Below are 24,314 nucleotides of genomic sequence, written 5' to 3'. Positions count from 1 at the left end.
AGGGCCTTTTCATTCGATACCGAGTTCCTGGATTTTCCGGGTGATGGTGTTGCGCCCGATGCCCAGTTTCTGGGCCGCCTCGATGCGCCGCCCGCGCGTGTTGGCCAGCGCGGTGAGGATCAGCCGCGATTCGAAGCGGCGCGTGAGCACGTCCCACACGTCGGTGCGGCCTGCCGCAAGCAGCGCCTGAGCTTCGGCTTCGAGGCCGCTTTCCCAGGCGCTGGGGCCGGTCGGTGCGCCTGCCACCGCCTCGGGGGCCGCGACCACCGGTGCGGACGCGTCGCGCTCGACGGCCAACGGGGCGGCAGCCTGCACGGGCGCCGCCACCTCGGCCACCGCCGCATGCACGTCCGCCCCACTGACCGCCATCACTTCGGGCGGCAGGTCTTTCGACTCGATCAGCTGCGCGGGCGCCATCACCGTGAGCCAGTGGCAGATGTTCTCGAGCTGGCGCACGTTGCCCGGGAAGTTGAAGGCCGCGAGCCTGGCCAGCGCCGCATCGGAGATGCGCTTGGGCTCGACGCCCAGCTGGCGCGCGCTCTGCTGCAAAAAGTGACGCGTGAGCGCGGGCACGTCCTCGCCGCGTTCGCGCAGCGCAGGCAGGCGCAGGCGGATCACGTTGAGGCGGTGGAACAGGTCTTCGCGAAAGCCGCCGAGCTTCACGCGCTGCTCGAGGTCCTGGTGGGTGGCGGCGATGACGCGCACGTTGGCCTTCACCGAGTTGTGGCCGCCCACGCGGTAGAAGTGGCCGTCGCTGAGCACGCGCAGCAGGCGCGTCTGCAGGTCGAAGGGCATGTCGCCGATTTCGTCGAGGAACAGCGTGCCGCCCTCGGCCTGCTCGAAGCGGCCGCGGCGCATGGTCTGCGCGCCGGTGAAGGCGCCGCGCTCGTGGCCGAAGAGTTCGCTCTCGAGCAGGTCCTTGGGAATGGCGGCGGTGTTGATCGCCACGAAGGGGCCGTTGGCGCGCGGCGAGTGCTTGTGCAGCGCGCGCGCCACCAGCTCCTTGCCCGAGCCCGATTCGCCGGTGATGAGCACCGTGACGTTGCTCTGCGACAGCCGGCCGATGGCGCGGAACACGTCCTGCATCGCGGGGGCCTGGCCGAGCATCTCGGGCGCGGCGACCATGCGCTCTTCGGACACCTCCTCGCGCTGGCTTTCGTCGACGGCGCGGCGGATGAGTTCCACGGCGCGCGGCAGGTCGAAGGGCTTGGGCAGGTACTCGAAGGCGCCGCCCTGGAAGGCCGAGACCGCGCTGTCGAGGTCGGAGAAGGCGGTCATGATGATGACCGGCAGGCCGGGGTGCTTGGCCTTGATCTTGTCGAGCAGGTCGAGCCCCGAGCCGCCCGGCATGCGGATGTCGCTCACCAGGACCTGCGGGCCCTGCTGCTCGTCACCCTCGGCCTGTTCGAGTGCGGCCAGCACTTCGCGTGTGTTCGTGAAGCTGCGCGTGGGCATGTCTTCGCGCAGCAGTGCCTTCTCGAGCACGAAGCGTATCGATTGGTCGTCATCAACTATCCAGATCGGCTTCATGCATCTCCTCTGTTGCCGGGGCTGCCCTAGGGCAGCGGAATCAATATCTTGAAATCGGTTCGGCCCGGGACGCTGTCGCACTCGATCACGCCGTGATGCTGTTGCACAAAAGTTTGCGCAAGCGTCAGCCCCAGCCCGGTCCCGCCTTCCCTGCCCGAAACGAGCGGGTAGAAGATGCGGTCCTTGATCGTGTCCGGCACACCCGGTCCATTGTCGATGACATGCAATTCCAGTGCCAATCGATACCACTGCTTGTTGAAGATCACCTGGCGGGCCACGCGGGTCTTGAAAGTGATCTGCGCATCGCCCGCCGCACGGCGCTCGGCCAGGGCCTGCGCCGCGTTGTGCGCGATGTTGAGCGTGGCCTGAATGAGCTGCTCGCGGTCGCCGCGGAACTCGGGAATGGAGACGTCGAAGTCGCGCTCGATGTGCAGGTCGCGCGGAAACTCCGCCAGGATGACCGAGCGCACGCGCTCGCACACCTCGTGGATGTTCACGTCGCCCACCACGTGCGGGCGCCGGTGCGGCGCCAGCAGCCGGTCGACCAGCGTCTGCAGCCGGTCGGCCTCGTGGATGATGACCTGGGTGTATTCGATGAGGTCGCGCGACTCGACCTCCATCTGCAGCAGCTGTGCCGCGCCGCGGATGCCGCCCAGCGGGTTCTTGATCTCGTGCGCGAGGTTGCGGATGAGTTCCTTGTTGGCCTGCGCCTGGTCGATCAGGCGCTCCTCGCGGTCCTGGCGCACCTGCTGCTCCAGCGGCGACATCTCGATGATGAGCTCGCCCTTCTTGTCGCCGTGCGCCAGCGTGACCTGCACCGGCATCAGCTCGTGGTTCACGCGCCGCAGAAAGGCCTCGTAGCGCAGCGTGGCGAAGTCGTTGCTGCTGGCGCCGTCGAGCGCGGTGCGCAGCACCTGCGGCTCATGGAAACAGGCGCCGAACTGCGAGCCCTCGAGCGTGCGCCGCGAGGTACCCAGCGCGTCTTCGAGGCCTGCGTTGGCGAACAGCACCGAGCCGTCGCTGTTGACCACCGCGATCAGCGTGGACAAGAGGTCGAAGGCGCGAAAGCGCGGATTGGCGCCAGTCGCCTTCTTGCCGAACACCATGGACTGCGCGCCGCTTACTGCGCTTGCGGCTTGCCGGGCAGGCGGCCGATTTCGCGGCGGATGCCGGCGATGTCGCTCTCGTTGCGCGCGAGTTCGGCCTTCATCTCGGCCACGCGGTCCAGGTACTTCTGGTAGTTGCGGCCTTCGCTGCCCTGCTTCTCGGGCTCGCCGTTGTTGTATTCCTTCTTGAGCTCGGTCTGGCGGGCCTCGGCCTTGCGCAGCTCGGCCTCGAGCACCGAGCGCGCCTCGCCGTCGCGGGCGCGCTGGTCGACGCCTTCGACGCGCGGGCTGCCCGCCGGGGCGCGCGCGGCGGATGAACCGCCCGACGACGACGCGCTGCCACCACCGCCGCCCGAAGGCTTCGTGCCCTGCACGACGGTGACGTTGCCGCCTTCCATGATCTTGCAGCCCTTTTGCTGGGCCACGGTCGCGTTGTTGGTGTACTCGTTGCCGCAGCGCCAGACGCGCTCTTGCGCGAGCGCCGCCGTGGCGGTGGCGAACGAGGCGGCGGCCAGGAAAATCAGGGAGGCAGTCTTCATTTGGATCCGGAGAGGGCGCGACAAACGCGCATTTTGATGCAATTCGGGCCCGCTCACGACAGGGTGTTCCGCACCAAGGAAAAAGGACGGCCGGGGCCGTCCTTTTGTCTTACTTGCCCGCCGGGGCGGGCTTGTTGTGGCGCCTTTTACAGCGAGTAGTACATGTCGAATTCGACGGGGTGCGTCGCCATGCGGAAGCGCGTGACTTCCTGCATCTTGAGGTCGATGTACGCGTCGATGTACGAGTCGGTGAACACGCCGCCCTTGGTCAGGAACGCACGGTCCTTGTCCAGGTGCTCCAGGGCCTGGTCCAGGCTGTGGCAGACGGTCGGGATCAGCGCGTCTTCTTCCGGCGGCAGGTGGTACAGGTCCTTGCTGGCGGCTTCGCCCGGATGGATCTTGTTTTCCACGCCGTCCAGGCCGGCCATCAGCAGCGCGGCAAAGCCCAGGTACGGGTTCATCAGCGGATCGGGGAAGCGCGCTTCGACGCGGCGGCCCTTCGGGTTGGCCACGAACGGGATGCGGATCGAGGCCGAGCGGTTCTTGGCCGAGTAGGCCAGCTTCACCGGGGCTTCGAAGCCGGGCACCAGGCGCTTGTAGCTGTTGGTGCCGGGGTTCGTGATGGCGTTCAGGGCACGGGCGTGCTTGATGATGCCGCCGATGTAGTGCAGCGCGAAGTCCGACAGGCCTGCGTAGCCGTCGCCGGCGAACAGGTTCTTGCCGTCCTTCCAGACCGACTGGTGCACGTGCATGCCGGAGCCGTTGTCGCCAACGATGGGCTTGGGCATGAAGGTGGCGGTCTTGCCGTAGGCGTGGGCCACGTTGTGGATCACGTACTTCTGCAGCTGGACCCAGTCGGCGCGCTGCACCAGCGTGCTGAAGCGGGTGCCGATTTCGAGCTGGCCGGCGTTGGCCACTTCGTGGTGATGCACTTCGACCGGGATGCCCAGCGATTCGAGCACCAGGCTCATTTCCGAGCGCATGTCCTGGAAGCTGTCGACCGGGGGCACCGGGAAGTAGCCGCCCTTGACAGCGGGACGGTGGCCGCTGTTGCCGTGCTCGAACTCCTTGTCGGTGTTCCACGAGGCTTCTTCGGACTCGATCTTCACGAAGCAGCCCGACATGTCGTTCTTCCAGCGCACGCCGTCGAACACGAAGAATTCGGGTTCCGGTCCGAAGTAGGCGGTGTCGCCCAGGCCGGAAGCCTTCATGTACGCCTCGGCGCGCTTGGCGAGCGAACGCGGGTCGCGCTCGTAGGCCTTGCCGTCGGCCGGGTCGATCACGTCGCAGGTCAGGATCAGCGTCGTTTCTTCGAAGAACGGGTCGATGTTGGCGGTGTTCGGGTCGGGCATGAGCTGCATGTCCGAGGCTTCGATGCCCTTCCAACCGGCGATGGACGAACCGTCGAACGCGTGGCCCGAGGTGAATTTGTCTTCATCGAAGTGCGACACGGGCACGGTCACGTGCTGCTCTTTGCCGCGGGTGTCGGTGAAGCGCAAGTCGACGAACTTGACCTCGTTTTCCTTGACGAGCTTGAGTACATCGGCGACGGTCTTTGCCATCAGTTTCTCCTGAGTTGGATGGTGGTTAGGAATACAGGGACGGGAGGATGCAGTTTCTGTGCCATTGTCACCCCGCCGGATGAGGCCCGGGTGACGGCCCAGGGGCTGCCGGAAAAGGAAAAAATCACCAAATTGGTGCAATGCAGATTAACGCACCAATTCGGGGCCAAGCTTCGCATCGAAAGTGTGCAGGCCTTCGATGAGCTGGCCATAGGCGGCATCGAGCTTCGCAGGGTCGCCCTTGACGCCCAGCTCGATGTGGCGCCCGTACTGCGGGTGATCCACGCTGGGCAGGCTGAACACCTTGATGCCGGCGTGGGCCTGCTCGATGGCCTGCATCAACGGCGTGAGGGTGGCTTCCATCGCACCGAAAACGATCACGGACTTCTCGGCGATGGCGTTGCGGGTGAACAGGTCGGCATAGCGGCTGTCGAGCACCGACTCGATCATCGGCCAGGCCATGACCGGAAAGCCCGGCACGAAATGCACGTGCTCGACGCTGAACCCCGGGATCTTGTTGTACGGGTTGCGGATGATCGACGCGCCCTGCGGAAACACGCCCATGTTCAGGCGGTGGATGTTGTCGGGCCGGTCGGGCTCGTAGGGCACGCCCTGCTCCAGGGCCGTGTCCTGCATGCGCTCGCGGATCAGCGCCTCGGCCTCGGGATGCAGCGCCAGCGGCACGCGCAGGGCCTGGGCGGCGCACTGGCGGGTGTGGTCGTCGGGCGTGGCGCCGATGCCGCCGGTCGAGAACACGATGTCGCCCGAGGCGAAGGCGCGCATCAGGGCCGCGGTGATCCGCGTGGGCTCGTCGCCCACGTACTCGGCCCAGCCCAGTTGCAGGCCGCGCGCGGCCAGCAGCTCGATGACCTTGGCCATGTGCTTGTCGGCCCGCTTGCCGGAAAGGATCTCGTCGCCGACGACGATGAGACCGAATGCGCGTGTCATGGAGAACTCCATTGAGAAAGAGCGGCCTTGTTGGCCTCGGTGGCTTCGGCCGCCTCGAGCGTCTGCTGCGCGTCGCCGCTGCCGGCCGCGGGCTGCTGCGCCGCGCGCTGGGCGCGCAGCTGGGTCAGGGCGTCGAGGCAGTAGTGCGCGAACCAGAGCGCGGAGAAAGCAAAGACCAGCGTGTAGATCCAGATGGCGATCGGCACCAGCACGAAGAAGGCGGCGGCGAACAGCAGGCCCGAGGCCCAGACGATGCTCGGCGCGGCACCCAGGTAGCCGCACAGCACGCCGATGCACAGCAGCGGCAGCCGGTGGGCGCGCAGCAGCGCGGCGCGTTCTTCGGGGCTGGCATGTTCGGCCAGCGCGTCGAAGCTCATCACCCGGTAGGTGAGCCAGCCCCAGATCAGCGGCGGCAGGATCAGCACCAGCGGCGGAATGAGCCACAGCGGCATCGACACCACCAGCGCGATCAGCGCCAGCACCGTGGCGCCGAGCGAGCGCAGCACGCTGCCGAAGAAGGAGGCGCCCTTCTTCTGTTCGAGCGTCGGAAAGCGCCGTTCGGCCGCGAGCTTGGTGAGCGCCGGCGCCATGAAGCCGGCCACGATCAGCAGCGACAGCACCACGATCAGCGGCGTGACGCCGAACACCACCACCAGCGGCGCCAGCGCGGCCGTGACGTCAGCCGAGAACAGGCGCCCGATCCAGGCCCAGAAGCTGGACAGCAACGGCCAGGCGTCGAGGGCCTCGCGCGTCCAGGCGACGGCCGCGTCCCAGTAAAAGTAGCCGAGCCCCGCGGCCAGCAGCACCATGAGCGCCAATGGCAGGAGCGACAGCACGATCACGCGCGGGAGCATGCAATACGCCACCGCGCGCCAGAAGGAGTCGAGGAGCAGGCGCATGAGGTTCGAGGATAGCGCAAGGCCCCGGCCCGCCAGCCGTCGGCCCTGCGTTGGCGGCGGAATCAGGCGCGGCCGAACAGCCGCTTCAGCCCCAGCCACTGCTGCGACCAGAAGCCCTGGCCGTAGTCGCGCGGCCGGCCGTCGGCGCCGGGCTCGACCTGGTCGCGGATGCCGGTCGGGTCGTAGCGGTTCTCGAAGTTGGCGGTGCGAAAGAGCATGTCCCACCAGGGCAGCAGCACGCCGAAGTTGTGGCCGCCGAGCGTGCTCCTGCCGTGCGACTCATGGCCCAGCCCGATGCTGTGGTGCAGCCGGTGAAAGCGCGGGCTGACCCACAGCCGCTCGCCGATGGCCCCGAAGCTCAGCCGCAGGTTGGCGTGCTGCAGGCTTTCGCTGAGCTGGGTGAAGGCCACGACGGCGATGAACTGGCCCGGCGCCACGCCGATCAGCTGCGCCACGATGACGATGAGCGTGTCGTGGATCACGTCGTCCAGCAGGTGGTTGCGGTCGTCGCTCCACATCGTCATCTGGCGTTGCGAGTGGTGCAGCGAATGCAGGCTCCACCACCAGTTGAACTGGTGCTGGCCCCGGTGGATCCAATAGCCGACGAAGTCGAGCACGACAAGGTAGATGGCAAAGGCCACCCACGGCACGTCGGTCACGCCGGGCCAGACTTCGTCCAGGTGGAAGGTGCCCCACCCCGCCATGCGCAGGTTGCCGAGCAGGTCGTCGAACACAGGCTGCAGCACGAAGAACAGCGCCAGCCGGAACAGGCCCAGCCGGTGGATCAGCGTGTAGATCACGTCGGTGCGGATGGCGCGGCGGTCGGTCACGGGCTCGACCGCGCGCCAGCGCTGCAGCGGGCCGATGACGGCCAGCAGCACCAGGATCTGGATCACGCCGACCAGCAGCCAGCCGGTGGCGTCGAAGGCGTCCTCGGCCCAGCCGCCCAGGCCGATGGCGTACACCAGCGGCTGCACGGCGGTCTCGAAGAGCCAGCCCTGCATGGCGGAAAAAACGTCGGTCAACCAGTCGATCACGGCGAAAACTCAGGATTCAAGGGTGGGAGGCGATCCAGGCGCGGTAGTCCGGGTGCTGGCGCAGGGTGCGAAAGCAGAAGCCCTTGGCCTTCAGGCCGACGATGAGCGGCTCGAGGTTGGCGGGCGCCCACGGGTCCTTGCGCGACCAGATGCCCAGGTGCGCCAGCAGGATGTCGCCGGGGCGGATGCCCGCGAGTGCCTGGGCCAGCAGCTTCTGGTTGCTGAACGTCTCGCTGGGCAGCTCGTCGCCCAGGAAACCGGCAGGCGACCAGCCCACGTGCGCATAACCGCAGTCCTTGGCGGCTGCCAGCAGCGCGGGCGAGGTCTTGCCACCCGGCGCGCGGTACAGCGGCAGCGGCTTCTTGCCGGTGATGGCGGCCAGCCGGTCGGACGACTTGCGGATGTCGGCGCAGTAGTCGGCCGCGCTCCAGACCGACTCCTTGCCGGTCTGCGGGCCGGCCGACGGCTTGATGCGAAAGCTCGGCGGCGTGCCCTTGACGTCGCCGCGCCAGTAGGCGTGGTCGTAGGTGTGCGAGCCGAACTCGTGACCCTCGGCCGCCCTCGCCTTCCACCACGGCGCCCAGTGGTCGTCCAGGCTGTCGCCGTCGGTCTGGGTGCGCTCGGCGGCGGCGAAGAAGGTGACGTGCACGTCCTGGCGCTTGAGCACGTCGGCCACCAGCGGGGCGATGCCCATGTGGCCGGTGTCCAGCGTCAGGTAGACGGGCTTGTCGCAGGCCGCAGCTTCTTGCGCCCCGGCCGCCGGCACGGTGGCGCAGGCCAGCGCCGCGACGGCGAAGGCCACCCCGGCGGTGCGCACACCGCGCACGCGTTCAGATGCGCTTGGCATGGTCGAGGGTCCAGACGCCGTGCGGCGAGCGGCCGACGTTGATCTGCCGCACGACCTTCTGGCTCGCGAGATCGACCACCGTGAGCTTCTTGGCCCAGCGCGAGGTCACGTACAGCGTCTTGCCGTCGGCCGACACGTCCATGCAGTCGGGGCCGCCGGGCACGTTGTAGTTGGCAACGACCTTCAGCGTGGTCAGGTCGATGCGGCTGATGGTGTTGGCGACCCGGTTGCTCACGAACACGGTCTTGCCGTCGCCGGCCGAGCGGAAGGCGTGGGCGCCCTTGCCGGTGGGGATCTTGCCGACCAGCTTGGGCTGGGCGCCGGCCACGTCGAACACCTGCACGCCGTCGCTGCCGGTGAGGCCCACGAGCAGCGTCTTGTCGTTGTGGGCACCGAAGATGTCGGCCGGCATGGCGCCGGTGGCCAGGCGCCAGCGCACGGTCTGCGTCGGCAGGTCGACCGCGATCAGCTCGTCGCTGTCCTGCATGGTGACGTAGGCCACCGTGCTGGTGTTGTCGATCCAGATGTGGCTGGGCGTCTTGCCGGTGGCGATGCGCTTGGCCAGCTTCAGGTCCTTGCCGTCCCAGCGGTACACGTCGACATGGTTCAGGCGGTTGGCCGCCGTGACGAACCACTTCATGTCGCGCGAGAACTGCAGCTGGTAGGGATCGATGATGCCGTACACCACGCGCTGCACCTCGGCCGTGCGCGGGTCCAGGAAGGTCAGCGAGTCGCCCGCCGAATTGGCCACGATGACCGACTTCTCGTCGGGCGTCATGTAGATGTGGTGCGGCTCCTTGCCGGTCGGAATGCGCTGCTTCTCGGTCCAGTCGACCGGGTTGATCACGCTCACGCTGGCGTCCAGCGAATTGAGCACAAAAACCGGTGGAGGGGCCGGTGGAGCGGCCGGCGGGGCCGCCGCGGCGGGGAGGGTCACCAGGGCTGTCAGGCAGGACAGCAGGAAGGCCGCAAGGCGGCCGTTCGGGCGGGCAGGAAGTCGCAAGGGAAAGTTCCGGGAGAGATTTAACAATCTTAACGGTCGAAAGCAACAAACAGCTGACCGCAGGCGCCCCGGCGCCGCTGTTGCGCCCCGCGCCTTGACCTGTGTCAAGCGGCCCGGGGAACGGGCGCGCGCAACTGGGCCACCTGGTCGGCCGTGAGCCAGCGCCATTGCCCCGGCGCCAGGTCGTCCGGCAACGTCAGGCCGCCGATGCGCGAGCGGTGCAGGCCCTCGACCCGGTTGCCGACCGCGGCCAGCATGCGCTTGACCTGGTGGTACTTGCCCTCGGTGAGCGTGAGCCGCAGGTGCAGCGGGCTGTCGGACTCGCAGGCGGCCGCACGCACGGGCTTCGGGTCGTCGTCGAGCACCACGCCGGCCAGCAGCTTGGCGATCTGCGCCTCGTCGATCGGGTGCTTGGTCGTCACCTCGTAGACCTTGGGCACATGGTGCTTGGGCGAGCCCATCTTGTGGATGAACTGGCCGTCGTCGGTCAAGAGCAGCAGGCCGGTCGTGTCCTGGTCGAGCCGGCCGATGGCCTGCACGCCCTGCACCGCGCCCTTGTTGGGCCGCAGGCGCAGCGGCGACGGCAGCAGCGTGTAGATGCTCGGGTAGGTCGAGGGCTTCTGCGAGCACTCGGTGCCGGCCGGCTTGTGCAGCATCAGGTAGGCCTTCTCGTGGCAGGCCCACTCGGTGCCCTGCACGGTGAACAGCAGGCCTTCGGGGTCGAGGTCGGCGAAGGGGTCGGTCACGGCCGCGCCGGCGACGCTCACGTGGCCTTGCTGGACCAGGCCCGCGCACACGCGGCGGGTGCCGAAGCCCTGGGTATAGAGGATGTCTTGCAGGTGCATGAAAAATGAAAAAAGCGGCCGTGCCGACAGGGGCACGACCGCCTTCGAGTGTGCCGCAGGTTCAGTAGCCCGCTGCGAGGCCCGTATTGCGACGGGGGTCGTTGGCGCCGTAGAAGCGGTTGGCGCCCACCGGTTTGCCGCCCAGCGAAGGCGCGCCGACGATGATCGCCGCCAGGTGGTTGGCCGGCTGCGGCACGCCCAAGTTGTGGCCCATGTCGGTCAGGATCTTGCGGGTGTCAGGGCTGATCGCGAAGGTCTCGACGTTGGTGACGTCGGGCAGCCATTGCTGGTGGAAGCGCGGCGCATCCACGGCCTCCTGCACGTTCATGCCGTAGTCGACCACGTTCAGGATGGTGTGCAGCACGGCCGTGATGATGCGGCTGCCGCCCGGCGTGCCGACCACGAACACCGGCTTGCCGTCCTTGGAGACGATGGTCGGGCTCATCGAGCTCAGCGGGCGCTTGCCGGGGGCGATGGCGTTGGCCTCGCCCTGCACCAGGCCGTACATGTTGGGCACGCCGATCTTGGAGGTGAAGTCGTCCATCTCGTTGTTCAGCAGCACGCCGGTCTTGTCGGCCGTGACCTTGGCGCCGAACCAGTCGTTCAGCGTGTAGGTGACCGAGACGGCATTGCCCCACTTGTCGGTGATCGAGTAGTGGGTGGTGTTGCTGCCTTCATGCGGCGCCACGCCGGGCTTGATGTCCTTCGACACACCGGCCTTCTTGGGGTCGATGGCGGCGCGGATCTTGGCGGCGTAGCCCTTGTCGAGCAGGCGGTCGAGCGGGTTCTTCACGAAGTCGGGGTCGCCCAGGTAGCTGTTGCGGTCCACGTAGGCGTGGCGCATGGCTTCGATCTGGTAGTGCACCGACTCGGCCGAACGGAAGCCCAGGTCCTTGAGCGGATAGCCCTCCAGGATGTTGAGCATCTCGCAGATGATCACGCCGCCCGAGCTCGGCGGCGGTGCCGACACCACGCGGTAGCCGCGGTAGTCGCACTCGACCGGCGCGAGTTCGCGCGTCTTGTACTGGTCGAGGTCGGCCTGCGTGATGATGCCCTTGCCGGCCTGGCTCGACGCCACGATGGCCTTGCCGACCCAGCCCTTGTAGAAGCCGTCGGTGCCCTTGGCGCTGATTTCGCGCAGCGTCTTGGCGAGGTCTTTCTGCACCAGCTTCTGGCCGACCGCGAAGGGCTCGCCCTTGTTCAGGAAGATCGCGCCGGAGACCGGGTCTTTCTTGAAGTCGTTGGTGGCGGTGAGCAGCATGTCGATGTCGCCCTGCTCCAGCGCGAAGCCCTTGTCGGCCAGCTGGACCGAGGGGGCGATGAGGTCGGCGCGCTTCATCGTGCCGTACTTCTCGCGCGCGTATTCCATGCCCGACACCGAGCCCGGCACGCCCACGGCGAGGTGGCCGTTGGTGCTCAGGCCCTTGATGACGTTGCCGTCCTTGTCCAGGTACATGTTGGCCGTGGCGGCCAGCGGGGCCTTCTCGCGGAAGTCGAGGAAGGTCTTGCGGCCGTCGGCCAGCTGCACGGTCATGAAGCCGCCGCCGCCCAGGTTGCCAGCGGCCGGGTACACCACGGCCAGCGCATAGCCCACGGCCACGGCCGCATCGACCGCGTTGCCGCCGCGCTTGAGCACATCGACGCCGACCTTGCTGGCCAGGTGCTGCGCGCTCACGACCATGCCATGTTCGGCCGCCACCGGGGCCTGCGACGCGGCCTGCGCGCCGCCGGCCACCGCCAAAGTGAGCGCGGCCGCGACGGCGGCGCGCAGGGTGGGGGTCCACTTGAAGTGCTGCATGGAAAAGTCTCCTCTGTGCGTTGGATGAAGAATGAGGGAGGGGCGAACGGAAAGTGAGTCGTCAGGCCGTGAGCAGCGCCTTGCGCCGCAGGCTCTGCAGCGCCTGCGCCACCTGCTCCTGCGCGAAGGCGTGCAGCGCCGACGGGTCGGTCAGCGGCTGGTCGTCCTTGAGGAAGCGCAGGCGTTCGGCGCGCACCTCGTCGATCAGGAAAGCGGCCAGCGCCTCGTGCGTGTGCGCCCCGTCGAGCAATGGCAACAGGCTGCGTTCGAGCACCGTGAGCGACACCGGTTCGTGCCACTGGTTGCAGAGCACGGCCGTCGCTTGCGACGCGGGCAGGCCGGCCAGCGCGCGGCGCACCGGCGCCAGCACCTGCGGCAGCGCGGACACCGACGAAGCCGTCGACACCGGTGTGCGCCGGATGCGCAGCGCGCCCAGAATCAAGAGCTCCTCAAGCATGGCCAGCACGATGGGCTCGACGACCGCGCGCGGCTCGCCGGTGAGCGTCACCACGGCGGCCAGCAGCGCCTCGGTCGACATCGAACACGGATAGCTCGCATCGAGCGCCTGCGCCACCGCCTTGTGCGCCGGCAACCGCAACGTGACCTTCAGGTCGCGCAGCGCGGTGCAGGGCTGCTCGCGGGTGTCGATGGTGAGCGCATCACCGCCATCGACGCGGAAGATACCGGCGAATTCCAGCGCGCGCAGGCGGGGAACCTCGAGCCGGTAGCGGATGTTCGCGGCGTTGCCCTGCTTCACCAGCAGCGTCTGGCGGAAGGTGCGGTTGACGAGGAAGTCGAGGTACTGCTCCATCATCACCTGGCTGCCGCCGCACTCGCGCAGCAGCGGGTCGCGCACCTTCTCGCCGTAGTTCTGCACGAACATGGTCGAGGGCTCGGCATCGCACAGGTAGGCCAGCCCGCGCGCTTCGGCACGCGCGACGAACTCCTTGAAATAGCAGGGCTCGTTGCAGGGCTCGAGGAACTCGTGCAGCAGGTAGTAGTTGCCGGAGTTGCGCACGATCGGCATCGTCTCTTCGAGCGTCTTGCGCAGCACGCTGTCGGGCCGGGCCGACTGCTCGAGGAACTCGAGCATGCCGCGCGCGTACGAGAGCTTTTCTTCGGGCGTGTCGCGCGGGCCGCCGCGCAGGATCATCGCGTCGCGCACGATCTCGCGCGCCTTCCAGCCCGGGTACACGTTGTAGCTCACGTACACCACGCCGCCCGGCGCCAGGTTCTCGGCGCACACGCGCAGGATCGCGTCCTGCACCGGCCCCGGCACCCAGCTGTAGACGCCGTGGCAGACGATGTAGTCGAACAGGCCGAACGAGGCGTCGATGTCGGCGATGTTGAAGGTCTTCAACTCGATGTTCGACAGCCCCGCCTGGTCGAGCGCCGCGGCGCCCTGGGCCACCTGCACGCGCGACAGGTCCACGCCCACCGCGTGCGCCTGCGGATGGCGCACCGCGAACGGAATCAGGTTGCCGCCGGCGGCGCAGCCCAGCTCGAGCACGCGCGCCTTCTGCGGCGGCGGCGCGTCGAGTCCGAACAGGAAGGCCAGGGCTTCCAGGTGCTCCACGGCGGACTGGGGGAACGGGTGCGAGTCGTAGGGCACCGCATCGTAGTAACTGGTGAGCGTGGAAGTCAGAGAGTCCGGCACGAACGTCCTTTGGGGATCGGAAGGGGCTGCAGCAGTGCTCGCAGACTATAGCCCCGTGCCTTCGCAAAAAGAAGCCGGCGCGGGCCGACCCGCCCTGCCCTGGCCGCGGACTTCGGCGCTTGCACGACCTCTTTAGAATGGCCCGATGAACTGGCGCATCACACTGTTTCCCCTGGCTTTGGTCATTGCCGGCTGCTCGACGCCGCCCAACCAGATCGTTCCCTTCCGCGACGGTGTGCTGCGCGCCATGACCTACACCCAGGCCTCGGACTACTGCAGCGCCAAGGGACAAGACCCGAAGTGGCTCGGCAAGGCGCCCGCCGAATCCGGCGTGCTGTTCCAGTGCCAGTAAGGCCCCGCATCACGCGGGGCTGACGCCCGGCCGCACCGCTCAGGCGTCGATGTCGATGAGCGCCAACCCGCTCTCGCGGTCGCAGGTCTTGCGCAGGTAGCCCGGCGACTCGACCATTTCATGGCGAGGCGTGTTCTTCCGTTCAAGGCGTCATCGTGGGGAGTTCTGCCTGCAGTCCTCGGCGGTGCCCCGGCAGTCGTCCTGGCGCGAGGGCGCGCCAGGGTCGTCCACGCGGGGCTTGTCCTCGCCGGCCGGCTTCGCGTCCGCCGGCGGCTTTTTCACCATGCCGGGGTCGCGGTCGGGCGGCGCGGGCTTCACCAGCCGCGGATGGCCATGGGCCGGCGGCTTCACGAGGAGTTCGGGATCGGGCCCGGGTTGCGCTTGCGGCTTGACCGGCGGTGGCTTGTCGGCCGACTGCGCGGCAGCCGGCCCGGCGAGGAGCGCCGCGACGCTGATGACCCCGACAGCGAGGCTTCCGGCAAACATCGATTTCGTTGGATTGCGCATGGCGTTCACCCATGGCCCGAAGGTTTCACCAGGGCGTTCCGGGCGGTGTAGGCCTCTTTCGCCAATGGCCGCAAGTCGGCGTCGCGGTGCCTGCGACGCTGGCGCAGCCGCCGGGCGATGGCCGCAGGGATGGCGCGCGCTCAGCCCGCCAGGCTGACGCGCACCACGCACGCCGGCGGCACCAGAATCTCGTCGCAGTTCGGCCCGGCCCCGCCGCGGTCGATCACCACGAAGCTGGCCGGCTGCTGCGTGACCACCAGCGGGTGGTGCCAGACGCCGCGCGCATAGTTCACGCCCTGACGCCCGTCGGTGACGAAGGCGCGGATGTCTTCCACGCGCACCGTGTCGCCCGCCGGTGCCACCACCACGAGGAAGCGACTGCCATCCATCGGCACGAAGGCCTGGCTGCCCAGCGGGTGGCGCTCCAACATGCCCACCTGCAGCGGCATCGCGTAGGGCTGTGTCTCGAAGATGTTCACCAGCACGCGGCTGTCGCCGGGGCCCGGGTCCACGCGCGCCAGGTCGTGAAAGCGCGTGGTCATGCCCGCGTTGATCGACATCGACCGGGCGTGCGCGCTCTCGATGACGTCGCCGAACGCGGCGAACGCCTCGCGCGTCAGCGGCTGCGCAACGAGCGCGAGCGCCGCGGGCGTGCCCGGCGCCGGGGGCAGGAAGGTGGGGCTGGCAATCGTCAACAGAAACTCCTCGGCTTTTTTGGTCCAACTGGTATTACCAGTATCCTTGTGATGCATCCTGGCCGTCAATCTCCCGCCGTCAGGGAAATCGCTAGTGTCCAATGGCGCATGAGGCCTTAAGGTCTCGGTCGCGTTAAATCATACCGGTAATACCAGTTAATCCACCCCATCGACGCCTTCGAGGACCGCCATGTCAACCACCACCCTTCATGCGCCGCTGCAGCCGGCCACCACCTCTGCTGCAGCGGAGAACGCGCTCTACAAGAAAGTGGCATGGCGACTCATGCCGTTCCTGATGCTCTGCTACGTGGCCGCCTACCTGGACCGCGTCAACGTCGGCTTCGCCAAGCTGAACATGCTCAGCGACCTGCAGTTCAGCGAGGCGATGTACGGGCTGGGCGCGGGGCTGTTCTTCATCGGCTACTTCTTCTTCGAGGTGCCGAGCAACCTGCTGATGCACCGCATCGGCGCCAAGGCCACCATCTCGCGGATCATGATCACGTGGAGCCTGATCTCGGCCGCGATGATGTTCGTGACCACGCCCACGCAGTTCTACGTGCTGCGCTTCCTGCTCGGGGCGGCCGAGGCCGGCTTCTACCCGGGAATGATCCTGTACCTCACCTACTGGTTTCCCTCGCACCGGCGCGCCAAGATGGTGGCGGTGTTCATGTGCGCGATTCCGGTGTCGGGCGTGCTGGGCGGACCGCTGTCGGGGCTGATCATGGACGCCATGCACGGCATGGGCGGGCTGCGCGGCTGGCAGTGGCTGTTCCTCATCGAGGCGCTGCCCTCGCTGGTGATCGGCCTGCTGGTCATCGTGTACCTCGACAACAGCATCCAGGGCGCACGCTGGCTCACGGCCGAAGAAAAGGCCGTGCTCGCACGCAACATCGCCGCCGAGAACGCCACCAAGGGCGGCACCAGCCACATGACGCTGCGCGCGCTGTTTGCCGACCGCCGCATCGTGAAGATGGCGCTGATCTGCTTTTGCACGGTGATGGGCCAGTACGGCCTGACCTTCTGGCTGCCCACGCTGGTGCGCCAGTCGGGTGTGTCGGGCGCGCTGAACATCGGGCTGCTCACGGCCATTCCCTTTGCCGTGGCCATCGTCTCGATGCTGCTGGTGAGCCGCAGCTCCGACCGCATGCGCGAACGCCGCTGGCATCTGATCGTGCCCTTCTGCTGCGGCGCGCTGGGCCTCACGCTGAGCGCGATCTTCAGCAACAACGTGTACCTCTCGCTGGCCGCGCTGGCCCTGGCCGCGGGCGGCAGCCTGGCGACGTCGCCGCTGTTCTGGAGCCTGCCCACGGCCATCCTGTCGAGCGCGGGCGCAGCGGCGGGCATTGCGCTCATCAACTCGTTTGCCAACCTGGCGGGCTTCGTGAGCCCCTACATGATCGGCCTGATCAAGGACGCCACGAAGAGCACAGACATCGCCCTGTTCGTGCTGGCCGGCGTGCTGCTGTTCGGCGCCTTCCTCACCTGGACGGTGCCGGCGAAGCTGGTCAACAAGTAGGGAAGGCCCCGGGGTGCGGCCACAGTAAGATTTCCAGCCCCCGCCACTGCCGCACTTCGCACCGAAAACCGCCCATGCTCGCCTCCCCCGCCGTTGCCGCCACCGCCGCCCGACTGATCCAGCAGCGGATTGCGGACGGCACCTACGCGGCCGGCGGGCTGCTGCCTTCGCAGCGCGACCTGGCCGAGCAGCTCGGCATCAGCCGCACCTCGCTGCGCGAGGCGCTGTCGACGCTGCAGGGCACGGGCCTGGTCATTCCGCGCCCCGGCAAGGGCATGTACGTGGCCGAAGACGGCGGACAACAACAGGCGCCGGCGGCCTCCCCGGTCTGGAAGTTCGCCACCTCGCATTCGCTGCAGGACGTGTATCAGCTGCGCTTCGCGGTCGAGAACTTCACCGCGCGGCTGGCCTGTCTGGTCATCGAGCCGGACGACCTGGCCGCGCTGCGCGCCAATGCGCAGGCCATGCGTGCGTGCATCGACGCCGGCGACTTCACGCAGGCCACGCAGCTCGACTTCGACTTCCACATGCAGATCATCGGCATCGCGGGCAACCAGGCCATCGCCGAGATCCTGCGCAACAGCGCCGAGGTGATGCAGGAGAGCCAGCGCCTGCCCTTCTACAAGCGCGGCGCGCGCCATGCCACCTACGACGAGCACATGGCGATCATCGAGGCGCTCGCGCAAGGCAACCCGGCGCTGGCGCAGCAGGCGATGACGCAGCACATCGTGCAGGCCGCGCAGCGCGCGGGCGTGCACTTTCCGACGGGGCTCGAGGCAGGTTCGGCGGCCTGACGCCTCAGGCCCGCGTGTCGACGACGATGCGCAGCACCTCGACGCGCTCGGGCAGCTCGATCAGGAACTCCGCATCGCGCGGCAGGTGGTGCACGACGTTCGGGTCGCCGCCGGTGAACGCGCTCATCGCGGCCACGTCGGGCCAGTAGGAAGTCGTGACGAACTCGGTGTCGGTCGCGCGGTCTTCGCGGAACAGCTGCACCGCAAGCGCCGTCTTGCGCAGCGGCGGAATGCCCTGTGCCAGCAGGTAGCGCTCGTAGGCGTCGGCGCGATCGGGCGTGACGCGGCCGCGCCAGATGCGGGCGATGGTGGCGGTGCTCATACCGGCACGCCTTCGATCGTCCGGGCCGATGCAGGCAGTGAACCCGGCAGGTGCCGTCCCAGGAAATCGCGCAGCGGCGGCAGCACCTCCGCCAGGTGCGTCTCGAGCAGCCAGTGGCCCCCATCGTCGAACGCGCGGAACTGGGCGTCAGGCAGGTCGCGCAGGTAGGCACGGCCGGCCTCGATCGGCATGTAGCCGTCCTGCGGCCCCCACAGGATCAGCGTGGGCGGGCGGTACGTGCGCAGGTAGTCCTGGTAGCGCGGGAACCACCGCAGGTTCTCCTTCAGCCCCTTCATGAGGCCCAGCGCAATGGCGCGCCGCGCGGGCGTGTCCATCAGCGGCCAGTGAAGGCGCCAGAGATCGGGCGCGAGCCGCGGGGCCACGCGCGACGACACCTCGCCGACGAACTCGTGGCGAAAGCCCTCTTCGCTCACGGCGCGCTCCAGCACCGCGAGATGGGCCTCGCTCGGGTCGTTCCAGTACGCCCGGATCGCCGCGTATTTCGGCCCCAGCGTGTCTTCGTAGATGTCGCCGTTCTGCACGATCAGCGCCGTCACGCGCCCGGGCCGCCGCATCGCATGGCGCAGGCCGATCTGCGAACCGTAGTCGTGCAGGTACAGCGCGTAGCGGCGCAGCGCGAGCGCGGCGGTGAAGCGGTCGAGGAAGTGCGCGTAGCCATCGAAATCGAACGCGAAGTCTTCCTCGGGCGTGCCGCTGTAGCCGAAGCCCGGAAAGTCGGGCGCCACCACGCGCCAGCGGTCCGCCAACGCCGGCATCAGCGCGCGGTACTGGAACGAAGAACACGGATAGCCGTGCAGCAACAGCAGCACGGGCGCGCCCACCGGGCCGGCCGCGCGGTAGAAGACCTCGACGCCATCGATCTGCACCGTGCGGTGCGTGACGGCGGTCGTGCCGGCCGCGTCGTTCTTTCGGGGGTTTGCATTGGCCATCTCGGCTCCTTGAGACATGCAAAGAAACAGAGGTGTCTTTGTCGCCCCCGGCGCGGGGCCCGCATGTGGGAAAGGGCCGACCCTGGGTGTCGTCCAGGCCGCGCGGCGGGCAGGTTGCAGGGCGACATAGGCAACCTGGCCAGCTCGTTGGCCGATCGGCCTTGGCACCACCGGCCGGACGGTCGCCCGGTGCCTGAGACATGAAACTTTGGCTCACTGGCCGTCAAACCGCAGTCCAAAGCTTTCACTGCAGCGCGGTGCGCAGGACAATGCGCCTTGATGGTGGTCGGAGGCGCCGCCTCCGATCCTGTTGGCATTGCACTTTCAGGACAACACGCAGCGGCATGGAACAACGGCTGGACTGGGCCCTGGCGGCCTGCTCACGCATCCTTCGACCCGTGGTCAGGCTCGCCCTCGCGATGGGGGTCAAGCATCCCCACCTGGAGGAGTTGCTGCGCGACCTGCTGATCGAGGAGGCCCAGCACTCCTGGCGCAGCCAGGGCGTTCCCAAGCCCAACCTGAGCCAGTTGTCGGTCACCACCGGCCTGAACCGCAAGGCCGTGACCGCCAAGGTCCGCGCCACCGTCGACCCCCTGCCCCACACCGAACTGTCGGCCGCTGCAAAGACCTTCACGCTGTGGCTGCAGATGCTGACCGAAGACGCTTCGTTCCGGCGCCTGCCCGTCACGTCGGGCCACACGGCAGCGTCCTTCGAGGCGGTTGCGCGCCTGAGCAGCCGCGGCAACGTTCACCACCGCACCATCCTCGACGAGCTGATCCGGTTGAACATGGTGACCGAGAACGAAGGCATGGCCGAACTCACCGTCGACGGTTTCGTGCCCGTGCAGGACCTGCAATCGATGCTGGCCTTCCTGGGCGACAACGGCCGGGACCACCTGCTGGCGGCCGTCGCCAACACGCTGGGCGAGCAGCCTCGCATGCTCGAGCGCGCGGTGTACGCGCGCGGGCTCTCGCTGAACGATTGCGAACAGATCCACCGCCTGGTGCGCGACCGCTGGTCCGCCCTGCACCACGAGCTCGCGCAGGAAATGGCGCACGCGGTCAGCCGCGCGCCGGCCCGCGCCAAAGGACGAATCCGTGTCGGTATCTACACGTACTACGAAGACGAGGGCGCTCCGCCCCCGCCCACGTCCTCTGAAAGCGAGCGCCCCTCATGAGCACGATCCAAACACCCCGCCGGCTCCTGCTGGGCCTGTTCTGCGCCGGCCTCGTGGCCCTGTTGATGTCCTGCGGAGGCGGTGGTGGGGGCAGTGGCTCGGCGGGGAACCTGGGGCTGGGCACAGGCACCGCGATCGGCGGTGACAGCCCGAGCGGCAACGGCACGGGCGCAGGCGGGAATGGGACCGGGGCCGGCACGGGCAGCCCCGGCTCCGGCGACACCGCCAGCAACGGCAACCCCGACGGTGTCGGCTCGGGCGGCACCGGCGTGACGGCGGACGCCGCCGGCATCGGCGCCGCGGACGGCCTGGGCAGCATCATCCTGAACGGCCTGCGCTACAACACCGACACGGCCACCTTCACGATCGAGGACGCCACCGAACTGCAGATCGGCATGAGCGCGCGGGTCGCCGGCAAGGTCGACCCCGACTTCACCCGCGGCATCGCGACGCAGGTCGTGTCGGGGGCCGAACTGCGCGGCGCCGTCTCGCGCATCGACGTGAAGGCCGGCACCTTCGTCGTCATGGGCATCGGCGTGAGCATCGATGCGGCCACGGTCTGGGGCGACGCGAGCGGGCTTGCCAGCGTGACCGACGGCAGCCTCGTCCAGGTGTGGGGCCTGCCCGGCGCGCCGGGCACGCTGCGCGCCACCCGCGTGCTGACGGCCCCCACGCTGACCGCCCCGCTGGTGACGGGCGCCATCCAGAACCTCAATGTGCTGAACCAGACCTTCAGGCTCGGCCAGCTGACGGTCAGCTATGGCGGCGCCAGCTTCGCGGGCGTCGACGCGGCGTCGCTGGCCAACGGCGTCATCGTGCGCGCCCGCAGCACGGCCGCGCCGACCGGCAACGGGCTCACGGCGACCCAGGTGGAAGGCTGGTACGCGATACCGGTGAACAACGGCATCGCACTGCAACTGGCGGGGGACATCACCGACTTCGTCTCGCGCGGCGCCTTCAAAGTGCTGGGCACGCCGGTGGACGCCACCAATGGGCAGATCACCGGCGGCCCCGTCGGCTCGCTCGGCAACGGCGTGAAGGTCGAGGTCGACGGCTTCATGTCCGGCGGGGTGCTGGTCGTCAAGAAGCTGCGCATCCGCCATGTGCCGGGCACGGGCGGGCCGGCCTCGTTCACGCTCATCGGCGCCATCGGCGGCTACCAGTCGCCGGCCTATTTCCGGGTCCGGGGACAGCCGGTGAACGCCAGCGGGCCGGGTACCACGTTCGACAACGGCACCGCCGCGAACCTGGCCAACGGCCAGCGCGTGGCCGTCGTCGGAGACCGGGTGGTCGACGGCGTTCTCATCGCCCAGCGGGTGACCTTCAACCCCTGACCTGAGGCTGCGCGGCGCCCCGCCGCCCGGCCGCGTCGCCCGCTCCACCATGGCGGCGGGCGACGCCGCGACTTTCACATCCCCTTCGACACCGCATCGCGGCGGGCCTGCGCACGCGGGCCGGATAACACCTTCGACCATCTATCGCCAAATTGATGGCGAAAGTACTAGAAAAGGACTAAAGTGAAAAAATCACATTTCTTACATCGGTGACTTTCGTGTCTGTCCGTGCGAACTCAGTGCAACCGTTGTTGCCACCCCTTGCGGGGCTGCACATCGGATGCCTGTTCGCCACCGGGCGGGCCGGTGCCGCTGACATTGCAAGGAGCACGCCATGCCGCTCGCCCTTCTTCTTCAGCTGCTGAACAAGCGCTTTCCGGTCACGCTCACCATGGACGCGGACATCCGGCACGCATCGGTGCTCGTGGCGACCGGGCTCATCGAAGCCGAGTTCCACGTCGACAGCTTCGGTTACCAGCGCTACGAAAGCGCCCAGGTCTTCGCCATCACGGACGAGGGGCATGCGGAGATCGCCACGCTGTGCGGGCGCGGCGGCGCTTCGGTTCACGAGGAACACCTCCCATGGACCGTCATGCCGCTCGATTACCTGCGCAGGATCGGCAACTCGACCTTCCCCCTGCACACCGAGGACCCGTCGGAGATCAACTCCGTGGCGGTCCTGGAAGCCGCCGGCATGGTGGAGGCCACGCTCCCCCCGATCTGCCGTGCACGGCAGAAGCTGCGCCAGGCCACCGTGTTGCGGGTCACGCCCCTGGGGCGGACGGCGCTGGTGCCGCGGCGGCACTGAATCCGGGTCCGGGTCGCGCGGCGCGCCAGTCCTGACGCGCCGATGGAGGAGTGCGTCCGGCGCACACCAACACCGCCTCTCGCGTTCCCCTCCCCCATACCTCCATGAAACGGGTACCCGTTTGCCGTGCGGCGTCCCTCGGCCGACGGAAAGCGCCTCGTACGGCGATGGAAAAAGCCCGCCAACCACACAAATGAAACTATGTGAAACATACGTCACAGATCGCCTGCGAGGCTCCTTTCGAGTACCAAAGCAGTAATGTGAAACCTTCACATACACCACGTCATCGGCAAAAAGAAATGAACGCCACGCGGTTACAGCTGCATTTCAGCCCCAGCCGTGCATGAAACAGTTCATGCGAAGGATGCCTTGCCATGCGCGCCCCCGTCTCCGCCCCGAACCTCGACAACAGCCTGTCGACGGACGCCCTCATGGCCGCCCGCATGCGGCTCGTGCTGTCGATTTCGGCGGTGCTGGCCATGGCGGTCGATGCGGGGCCGGCCCGGCAGCCGGTGGACAGCGCGGTCTGGCTGGCCTTGTGCGGATACCTCCTGCACAGCGTGCTGGTGCATGCCTGCACGCAGGTGGGCTGGCGCCATCTCCAGGGCAAGGCGGTCCACTGGTCTGACGTGCTGTGGTTCACGTTGATCGTCTTCGTGACGGGCGGCGTGCAGAGCCTGTTCTTCCTGTTCTATTTCTTCGCCATCCTGACCTCCTCGTTCCGCTGGGGCTTCGAGGAAGGCGCCCGCGTGACGATCGTCTCGGTCGCGTCGTTCGCCGCCTGCGGGCTCGGCACGAGCACGGGCGACGACGCGCCGCAGCTGCTGATGCGCACCACCTTCCTGCTGGCGCTGGGGCACATGATCGTGCACTGGGGCGGCTCTAAGCTCATCCTGCAGCGGCGCCTGGCCCTGCTGGGCGACATCAGCCAGCTGTCGAACCCGCGCTTCGGCGCGGGCCGCACCATCGCCCGCACGATGGAAAAGACGCTGGCCTTCTTCAAGGCCAGCCATTGCATCCTCATGACGCGGGACACCGCCACCGGCAACTGGACCCTGCGCACGCTGCGCAAGGACGACACCTGCGAGCACGTCGGTGTCGAGACGCTCGGGGGCATCGCCGAATCGCCGCTGATGGCGCTCGAGCATCCGCACACCGTGCTGAGCAACCGCCTGCCCTGGCCGCTGAACCACTTCTTTGCGCGCAGCCACATGCACGGCCCCGGCGCGATCGGCTGGCGCCCCGAGGGCCGCGACGGCGCCCAGCGCAGTGCCGCGGTGGCCGCCATGCTCGAGGCCCGCGCGTTCATCAGCGCCGCACTGCCGCTGCGCCTGGGCGAGGGGCGCGTGTTCATCTCTTCGCGCAACGGCCACTTCAGCAAGTCCGATGCGCTGTTCCTCGCGCACCTCATGGAACAGATCTTTCCGGTCATCGAGACCATCGAGGTGCTCGACCGCATGGCCTCGGAAGCGGCCGCGACCGAGCGCCTGAAGATCTCGCTGGACCTGCACGACACGGCCGTGCAGCCCTACATCGGGCTGCGCATGGGCCTGTGCGCCCTGCGCAAGAAGGCCACCGCGGACAACCCGCTGCTCGAGGACCTCGACAAGCTCGCCGAAATGGCGAACGGCGTGATCGCCGACCTGCGGCGCTTCGCGGGCGCGGTCAAGGACGGCGCTGAAAGTTCGTGCGGCCTCGTGCTGCCCCAGCTGTACGGCCAGGCCGCCCGCATCCAGGGGCTCTACGGCATCGAGATTTCGGTGAACGTCGAAGGCCACGTGCGTCTTGACGATCGCATGACCGCGGAGGTCCTGCAGATGGTGGGCGAAGGCCTGAACAACATCTGCAAGCACACGCAGGCCCGCCGCGGCAGCGTGCGCATCGGCTGCCGCAATGGCTGCCTGCACCTGCGCATCGAGAACGAAGGCGGCGAAGAGAACTTCGCGCCCTTCCGGCCACGCTCCCTCAGCGACCGCGCAGCAGCGCTCGGCGGCCGCGCGCAGGTCAGCCGGTGCCGGGGCGGCGGCACCGAGGTGCTGATCGAAATCCCCATCTGAGAGACAACGCGCGACCACATCCCCAGGAGC

The 24,314-nt window shown here is 68.1% G+C and carries 23 protein-coding genes; 7 read left to right on the top strand and 16 right to left on the bottom strand.

The genetic code is table 11. The features are described from left to right. Positions 1 to 9 precede the first annotated feature (9 nt). From ntrC to AC07OH_RS00330, 12 genes are all read right to left on the bottom strand, one after another. Positions 10 to 1,530: a nitrogen regulation protein NR(I) gene (ntrC, locus tag AC07OH_RS00385; RefSeq protein ID WP_495299197.1), complete on the bottom strand. Its 1,521-nt coding sequence runs from the start codon at positions 1,528 to 1,530 to the stop codon at positions 10 to 12. 26 nt (positions 1,531 to 1,556) lie between these two features. Next, positions 1,557 to 2,636 carry a nitrogen regulation protein NR(II) gene (gene glnL, locus AC07OH_RS00380; RefSeq protein WP_062470910.1) on the bottom strand — a complete coding sequence of 360 codons (1,080 nt, stop codon included), beginning with the start codon at positions 2,634 to 2,636 and terminating at the stop codon, positions 1,557 to 1,559. 14 nt (positions 2,637 to 2,650) lie between these two features. Further along, positions 2,651 to 3,175: a hypothetical protein gene (locus AC07OH_RS00375; RefSeq protein ID WP_095744472.1), complete on the bottom strand. Its 525-nt coding sequence runs from the start codon at positions 3,173 to 3,175 to the stop codon at positions 2,651 to 2,653. A gap of 146 nt (positions 3,176 to 3,321) precedes the next feature. Continuing rightward, a complete protein-coding gene (glnA, locus tag AC07OH_RS00370) occupies positions 3,322 to 4,737 on the bottom strand; it encodes a type I glutamate--ammonia ligase (RefSeq protein ID WP_062470904.1) in 1,416 nt (471 codons plus the stop codon). A 147-nt stretch (positions 4,738 to 4,884) separates the two neighbouring features. Continuing rightward, positions 4,885 to 5,685: a competence/damage-inducible protein A gene (locus tag AC07OH_RS00365; RefSeq protein ID WP_167394999.1), complete on the bottom strand. Its 801-nt coding sequence runs from the start codon at positions 5,683 to 5,685 to the stop codon at positions 4,885 to 4,887. Then, on the bottom strand, positions 5,682 to 6,584 hold the full coding sequence (locus tag AC07OH_RS00360; RefSeq protein ID WP_495299196.1) for an EI24 domain-containing protein: 903 nt from the start codon (positions 6,582 to 6,584) through the stop codon (positions 5,682 to 5,684). Before AC07OH_RS00360 ends, AC07OH_RS00365 begins: the two co-directional genes overlap by 4 nt. 62 nt (positions 6,585 to 6,646) lie before the next feature. Beyond that, entirely contained in the window at positions 6,647 to 7,621 is a 975-nt protein-coding gene (locus AC07OH_RS00355) for a sterol desaturase family protein (protein WP_495299195.1), read from the bottom strand. Positions 7,622 to 7,637: 16 nt separating this feature from the next. Next, a complete protein-coding gene (locus tag AC07OH_RS00350) occupies positions 7,638 to 8,468 on the bottom strand; it encodes a polysaccharide deacetylase family protein (protein WP_495299194.1) in 831 nt (276 codons plus the stop codon). Beyond that, on the bottom strand, positions 8,452 to 9,471 hold the full coding sequence (locus tag AC07OH_RS00345) for a YncE family protein (RefSeq protein WP_495299193.1): 1,020 nt from the start codon (positions 9,469 to 9,471) through the stop codon (positions 8,452 to 8,454). The genes AC07OH_RS00350 and AC07OH_RS00345 overlap by 17 nt, the downstream gene beginning before the upstream one ends. A gap of 104 nt (positions 9,472 to 9,575) precedes the next feature. Then, positions 9,576 to 10,316, bottom strand: coding sequence for a pseudouridine synthase (locus AC07OH_RS00340; protein WP_495299192.1), 741 nt, complete (start codon positions 10,314 to 10,316; stop codon positions 9,576 to 9,578). A 61-nt stretch (positions 10,317 to 10,377) separates the two neighbouring features. Next, positions 10,378 to 12,114 carry a gamma-glutamyltransferase gene (gene ggt, locus AC07OH_RS00335; protein ID WP_495299191.1) on the bottom strand — a complete coding sequence of 579 codons (1,737 nt, stop codon included), beginning with the start codon at positions 12,112 to 12,114 and terminating at the stop codon, positions 10,378 to 10,380. Positions 12,115 to 12,175: 61 nt separating this feature from the next. Continuing rightward, positions 12,176 to 13,771: a class I SAM-dependent methyltransferase gene (locus AC07OH_RS00330; RefSeq protein WP_495299190.1), complete on the bottom strand. Its 1,596-nt coding sequence runs from the start codon at positions 13,769 to 13,771 to the stop codon at positions 12,176 to 12,178. Positions 13,772 to 13,916: 145 nt separating this feature from the next. Between AC07OH_RS00330 and AC07OH_RS00325 the strand changes: the two genes are divergently transcribed. Then, on the top strand, positions 13,917 to 14,123 hold the full coding sequence (locus tag AC07OH_RS00325; RefSeq protein ID WP_159277736.1) for a hypothetical protein: 207 nt from the start codon (positions 13,917 to 13,919) through the stop codon (positions 14,121 to 14,123). A 150-nt stretch (positions 14,124 to 14,273) separates the two neighbouring features. Here AC07OH_RS00325 and AC07OH_RS00320 read toward each other — a convergent pair whose 3' ends face one another. Both AC07OH_RS00320 and AC07OH_RS00315 read right to left on the bottom strand, forming a co-directional pair. After that, positions 14,274 to 14,630 (bottom strand): hypothetical protein, encoded by a 357-nt coding sequence (locus tag AC07OH_RS00320; RefSeq protein ID WP_495299189.1) that lies wholly within the window; start codon positions 14,628 to 14,630, stop codon positions 14,274 to 14,276. Between the two features lie 140 nt (positions 14,631 to 14,770). Beyond that, complete coding sequence (locus tag AC07OH_RS00315; RefSeq protein WP_492696439.1) at positions 14,771 to 15,328, bottom strand: ureidoglycolate lyase; 558 nt, start codon at positions 15,326 to 15,328, stop codon at positions 14,771 to 14,773. Between the two features lie 187 nt (positions 15,329 to 15,515). On the opposite strand from AC07OH_RS00315, the gene AC07OH_RS00310 reads away from it, so the two are divergent. Together AC07OH_RS00310 and AC07OH_RS00305 are read left to right on the top strand one after the other, a co-directional pair. Then, positions 15,516 to 16,841, top strand: coding sequence for an MFS transporter (locus tag AC07OH_RS00310; protein WP_062470888.1), 1,326 nt, complete (start codon positions 15,516 to 15,518; stop codon positions 16,839 to 16,841). Between the two features lie 74 nt (positions 16,842 to 16,915). Further along, positions 16,916 to 17,635, top strand: a complete 720-nt coding sequence (locus tag AC07OH_RS00305) for a FadR/GntR family transcriptional regulator (RefSeq protein WP_495299188.1) — start codon at positions 16,916 to 16,918, stop codon at positions 17,633 to 17,635. 4 nt (positions 17,636 to 17,639) lie between these two features. Here the strand turns inward: AC07OH_RS00305 and AC07OH_RS00300 are convergent, their stop codons facing one another. Together AC07OH_RS00300 and AC07OH_RS00295 are read right to left on the bottom strand one after the other, a co-directional pair. Then, entirely contained in the window at positions 17,640 to 17,957 is a 318-nt protein-coding gene (locus AC07OH_RS00300) for an antibiotic biosynthesis monooxygenase family protein (RefSeq protein WP_495299187.1), read from the bottom strand. After that, entirely contained in the window at positions 17,954 to 18,907 is a 954-nt protein-coding gene (locus AC07OH_RS00295) for an alpha/beta fold hydrolase (protein WP_495299186.1), read from the bottom strand. Before AC07OH_RS00295 ends, AC07OH_RS00300 begins: the two co-directional genes overlap by 4 nt. Before the next feature lie 344 nt (positions 18,908 to 19,251). Here AC07OH_RS00295 and AC07OH_RS00290 point away from each other — a divergent pair, with 344 nt between their 5' ends. From AC07OH_RS00290 to AC07OH_RS00275, 4 genes are all read left to right on the top strand, one after another. Further along, positions 19,252 to 20,085: a DUF6502 family protein gene (locus tag AC07OH_RS00290; protein WP_495299185.1), complete on the top strand. Its 834-nt coding sequence runs from the start codon at positions 19,252 to 19,254 to the stop codon at positions 20,083 to 20,085. Further along, positions 20,082 to 21,419 carry a DUF5666 domain-containing protein gene (locus AC07OH_RS00285; protein WP_495299184.1) on the top strand — a complete coding sequence of 446 codons (1,338 nt, stop codon included), beginning with the start codon at positions 20,082 to 20,084 and terminating at the stop codon, positions 21,417 to 21,419. Before AC07OH_RS00290 ends, AC07OH_RS00285 begins: the two co-directional genes overlap by 4 nt. A gap of 334 nt (positions 21,420 to 21,753) precedes the next feature. Continuing rightward, complete coding sequence (locus AC07OH_RS00280; protein WP_495299183.1) at positions 21,754 to 22,227, top strand: hypothetical protein; 474 nt, start codon at positions 21,754 to 21,756, stop codon at positions 22,225 to 22,227. A gap of 374 nt (positions 22,228 to 22,601) precedes the next feature. Further along, complete coding sequence (locus AC07OH_RS00275) at positions 22,602 to 24,284, top strand: sensor histidine kinase (protein WP_495299182.1); 1,683 nt, start codon at positions 22,602 to 22,604, stop codon at positions 24,282 to 24,284. Positions 24,285 to 24,314: the final 30 nt, after the last annotated feature.

The organism is Variovorax sp. GW821-FHT10C12 (genome assembly GCF_059415405.1).
Note: the sequence above shows the minus strand (reverse complement) of the source record. Positions and strands in the feature narration are given on the sequence as shown.